We start from the raw sequence: 5,007 nt of genomic DNA, 5'->3' as shown, positions 1-5,007 counted from the left end.
GTCACGCCCTTTGGCTCTAAAGTGTTAGCGGAACGGCGCGAGCCGTCCGGTCGCGCTTCAAAAACTTCGTGAAAGACCGGAGGGCTCGCGCCCTACCGCTAAAACCTCAAGGTGTTAGCGGAACGGCGCGAGCCGTCCGTGAAGGACCGGAGGGCTCGCGCCCTGCCGCTAAAACCTCAAGAAACACATGGGAAAAATGCTTCACAGCGTTGCCCGGTGGCGACGGGTGGATCCCCTGCATGTGATGCAAGGTGAGTGGCAGGGCTTGCGTCCAACACTGCTCGGATGACATCGATGGGGAGGCCCGGACGCTGGCGCGAATCGGCTGAGATCAAACGATGATCAGCCGTTTGCCGCGAGCCTACGGGCCCCAACGTGTGGAAATCACGCGTCACAGACTGCCCCGGTGGGTTGGACCGTTTCGTCACCGGTGAACCTTGTCGGCGGGACCGCCATCGATCATGTTGAGCGACACGAATGATCAGAGGGCGGGGCGATCGCTCGTCGGTATTGCACCGGCGGGAGGAAAGTCCGGGCTCCGCAGGACAGGATGGTCGATAACGTCGACCGGCCGCGAGGCTAGGGAAAGTGCAACAGAGAGTAGACCGCCGAACGGTCCGCGCGGGATTCGTCCCTGGCGGATGCGTGGTGAGGGTGAAACGGTGCGGTAAGAGCGCACCAGCGATCGGGGTGACTCGATCGGCTCGGTAAACCCCATCCGGAGCTAGACCAAACAGGGTGCAGAAGCGGTCCGCTTCGCGATCGACACCCGGGTAGGTCGCAATGGAGGCGACGAGCAATCGTCGTGCACAGATAAATGGTCGCCACCATCGACGTCGCCGGGCTCTGGTCCGGTGAAGCGTTCGATCGGTACAGAACCCGGCTTACAAGCCCTCTGGTCGTTCGTCTTCATTGAGCAGGCTTCCAGCCTGTCGATGCTGAAATGACAGGCTGGAAGCCTATCCCACTCCAAGAGATCCGACACTTATCTTCCGCTCGTTGCTGAGCGGCATCCCCTCACACGCCTCAAACCCGCGGAAGCTCGGCTTGCGACGATCGCGACGGATTGCCTAAATCTTTCACAGAACTCTCTGAGAACGAAATGGAATTCCGCAACTATCTGACCTGTTTCTGGCCGGGGCTCAGCGAGCTCTGGTGGCGTGGTCGGTTGTCAGCCTTGCCGTTGGCGATCGGGTTCGGTATCGGCTTGAATTCACTATTGATTCTCAAACACTTCTATCCGACCTGGCTGGATCCGCTGCTGGTCCGATCCGCCTGGTGGGTCGGCATCTGCGTCTGGATCTGCTGGACGGTCAAGAGCTTCCGCGAATTGCCAGCATTGATCAATCCACGAGCGGTGACTGAAGCACCCGATCGTTTTGTCGAAGCCCAAGCGGCTTACCTGCGCGGCGACTGGGAGGCGACCGAACCTCTGTTGCTGGGGATTTTGGCGATCGAACCGCGCGACCCCCCGGCATTGCTGATGTTGTCAAGCCTCTATCGTCACACGGGGAGAGTGAGCAGTGCGGCCGTGCTGCTGGATGAAATGCGGCGGCTGGAGATTGCCGATCGATGGCAGATTGAGATGGATGCCGAAGCGGCTCGGATTACTCGCGACGCCGAAACGGCAGAGGAATCCGACGGGGACGCTGACGAGCAGGCAAGCGAGCGGTCGGCCCCGGAGTTGCGGGAAGATGGGAATGCTGCCGATTTGACAGCGGCGTGAGTGGGTTTTACGCGGGAATGCGTCGAGAGAAACGGTGCGTTTGGATCCTTTCCCCGTGAAACTGACAACGTGACGACGGATTCGGCCCAGAGAAACGTAAAAATTTAAACCGCGTTTTTGCTTCAAATTCATGTTTGAGGGCGGTTGTTTCGCCGGGACTCCTATCCCCCAAAATTTACAAAACCGATAGAATCGAAGTGAGCCGGTTGATTGCCGGCGATCCCTTCCGCCGCTGTGTCCTCAGGCGGTCGTTGTGACTCGATCTCGCTTGGAATGGCGTACGGTTTGCTGATAAGGGACTGACGAGGAATCGAGACGAACGAATCGCCAAGTTGACAGTTCGGCTGTCAATCTGAGTTTTGAACAATGCAAGGCTGACGTGGTTACAAAAAGCGGGATTCAGCTCCCCTTTGGACGCTTCGTCTGATTTGAATGGACCAACCCAGGTGTGTTCCCCCCCGAGGGGCGCAGACTTGGCAAAACCCGCCGGGTAACGAGACAACAAATGTACGAACGATTTACCGACCGCGCTCGCAAAGTGATGCAACTGGCCAACCAGGAAGCACAGCGTTTCAACCATGAATACATCGGGACCGAGCATATTTTGCTCGGGCTGGTCAAGGAAGGCAGCGGTGTCGCCGCCAATGTGCTGAAAAACCTGGACGTCGATCTTCGCAAGATTCGCTTGGAGGTCGAAAAGCTCGTCCAAAGCGGTCCTGAGATGGTGACCGTCGGCAAGTTGCCGCAAACGCCACGGGCCAAGAAGGTGATCGAGTATTCGATGGAGGAAGCTCGAAATCTCAATCACAGTTACGTCGGAACCGAACACATCTTGCTCGGCCTGCTCCGAGAACAAGAAGGCGTCGCCGCACAGGTCTTGATGAATCTGGGGCTGAAACTCGAAGACGTCCGCGAAGAAGTGCTCAACTTGCTCGGCCATGGACTCGAGGGTGCCGAAGTCGGCGAACGCGGTGGACGCGGCACCGAGGAAGGCAGTTCGGGCGGCGCGTCCGGCAAGAGCGGCAAGAGCAAGACGCCTGCACTGGATAGCTTCGGCCGCGACCTGACCGAATTGGCTCGCAAGGGCGAACTGGATCCGGTCATCGGACGGGAACGCGAAATCGAACGCGCCATCCAAATCCTCTGCCGACGGACCAAGAACAACCCGGTGCTGCTCGGCGAAGCCGGCGTCGGTAAGACGGCGATCGTCGAAGGATTCGCCCAAAAGGTGATCGAAGGCGAAGTCCCCGAAATCCTGGCCGAAAAACGAATCGTGGTCCTCGACCTGGCGATGATGGTTGCCGGCACCAAGTATCGCGGACAATTCGAAGAGCGCATCAAAGCGGTCATGACCGAAGTCCGCCGCGTCAAGAACACGATCCTGTTCATCGACGAACTCCACACCCTGGTCGGTGCCGGTGGAGCCGAAGGCGCGATCGACGCCGCCAACGTGCTCAAGCCAGCCCTCGCCCGGGGCGAGATTCAATGCATCGGTGCCACCACGCTGGACGAGTACCGAAAGTACATCGAAAAGGACAACGCGCTGGCGCGACGCTTCCAAGAGATCATCGTCGAACCGACCGGCAAGCAAGAGACCATCGCCATCCTGAAAGGCTTGCGTGAACGCTACGAAGAGCACCACCGCGTGCAAATCACCGACGACGCCGTGGTGTCGGCTGTCGAGATGAGCGAACGCTACATCACCGCGCGATGCCTGCCCGACAAGGCGATCGATGTGATCGACGAAGCCGGTGCTCGGGTTCGTTTGCGCACGATGACGCGTCCGCCGGATCTGAAAGAAATCGACGAAGAAGTCGAACAGCTGAACAAAGAAAAGGAAGACGCGGTCGCCAACCAGGATTTCGAAAAAGCGGCCAACCTGCGTGATCAGGCCGAAAAGCTTCGCAAGAAGAAAGACCAGATCACCCAGGACTGGCGCGAGAAGAGCCAGCAAACCGACGGCGTCGTCGACGAAGAAGTCATCGCCGAAGTCGTCAGCAAGATGACCGGCATCCCGTTGACCCGACTGTCGACCGAAGACAGCTTGCGGCTGATGCGGATGGAAGAAGAACTGCACAAGCGGGTCGTCAGCCAGGACCTGGCGGTCTCCGCCGTTGCCAAAGCCGTCCGTCGAAGCCGCAGTGGTTTGAAAGACCCGCGTCGCCCGACCGGTTCATTCATCTTCGCCGGACCGACCGGTGTCGGGAAAACCTTGCTCGCCAAAGCACTCGCCGAATACATGTTCGGTGACAGCGACGCGCTCGTGCACATCGACATGAGCGAGTACATGGAAAAACACAACGTCAGCCGTTTGATCGGGGCGCCCCCCGGATTCGTCGGGTACGAAGAAGGCGGTCAGTTGACCGAGAAGATTCGACGCCGCCCCTACGCCGTGGTGCTGTTCGACGAAATCGAAAAGGCACACCCCGATGTGTTCAACATGATGCTGCAAGTGATGGAAGAAGGCCGCTTGACCGACTCGTTCGGACGCAACGTCGACTTCCGCAACACGATCTTGATCATGACCACCAACGCCGGTGCCGAAGCGATCAAGAACGAGTCTGCGTTCGGGTTCCAAAAGTCCGACACCGACGCCAGCTACGAATCAATGAAGACCCGTGTGATGGAACAGATCGAACGTGTCTTCCGACCCGAGTTCCTGAACCGATTGGATGACACCATCATCTTCCGTCACCTGACGCGACAGGACTTGAAACTGGTCATCGATTTCGAACTCTCCAAGGTCCGCGAACGATTGCTCGACCGCGGATTGGCGCTGGAACTGCAAGACGAAGCGAAAGAGTTCTTGATTCGTCGCGGAACCGATCTGGACTACGGTGCTCGCCCGCTGCGTCGTGCGATCGAACAACGGATCGAAGACCCGCTCAGCGAAGAACTGCTCCGCGGTGCGTTCGAAGGCAAGGACACGATCGTGGTCAAAGGGATCCTGGAAAACTCCGATGGTGACTCCATCGCCCCGGGCGACATGACCGTGACCGAAGACGGAAAGATGATCGACCCCGACGGCAAGAAGGTCAAAGTGGTTCGACTCGAGTTCCACGGCGAGACCCGCGGCCTGGCCGAAGAGAAGGAACAACCCGTCAGCGCCTCGGTCGGCGAGTCCGAAGATAACAAAGACGACTCGGGCAACTGATCCGCCGGCCAACCGCCGCATGAAAAACGAAACCCCGCCGGTCATCAACCGGCGGGGTTTTTTGTTTTTTGATCGCGCGATCGTTTTTTCAACTTAGGGTGCGTGACCCGAATGGCACGGGCAAGCG

At 58.7% G+C, this 5,007-nt stretch carries 2 protein-coding genes and 1 other RNA gene; all 3 read left to right on the top strand.

The window, feature by feature from the left end:
• The first annotated feature begins 481 nt into the window (after positions 1-481).
• The 3 genes from rnpB (at position 482) to NZK35_RS32335 (ending at position 4,880) form a co-directional block, all read left to right on the top strand.
• Positions 482-903, top strand: an RNA gene (gene rnpB / locus NZK35_RS32345) — RNase P RNA component class A.
• Positions 904-1,102: 199 nt separating this feature from the next.
• A complete protein-coding gene (locus NZK35_RS32340) occupies positions 1,103-1,726 on the top strand; it encodes a tetratricopeptide repeat protein (protein ID WP_259636660.1) in 624 nt (207 codons plus the stop codon).
• A gap of 505 nt (positions 1,727-2,231) precedes the next feature.
• Positions 2,232-4,880 (top strand): ATP-dependent Clp protease ATP-binding subunit, encoded by a 2,649-nt coding sequence (locus NZK35_RS32335; RefSeq protein WP_259636659.1) that lies wholly within the window; start codon positions 2,232-2,234, stop codon positions 4,878-4,880.
• Positions 4,881-5,007: the final 127 nt, after the last annotated feature.

It is taken from the genome of Stieleria sedimenti (assembly GCF_025060895.1).
Classification (GTDB): domain Bacteria; phylum Planctomycetota; class Planctomycetia; order Pirellulales; family Pirellulaceae; genus Stieleria; species Stieleria sedimenti.
The sequence above is the reverse complement of the archived record's forward strand: the minus strand, read 5'-3'. Positions and strand labels throughout refer to the sequence as shown.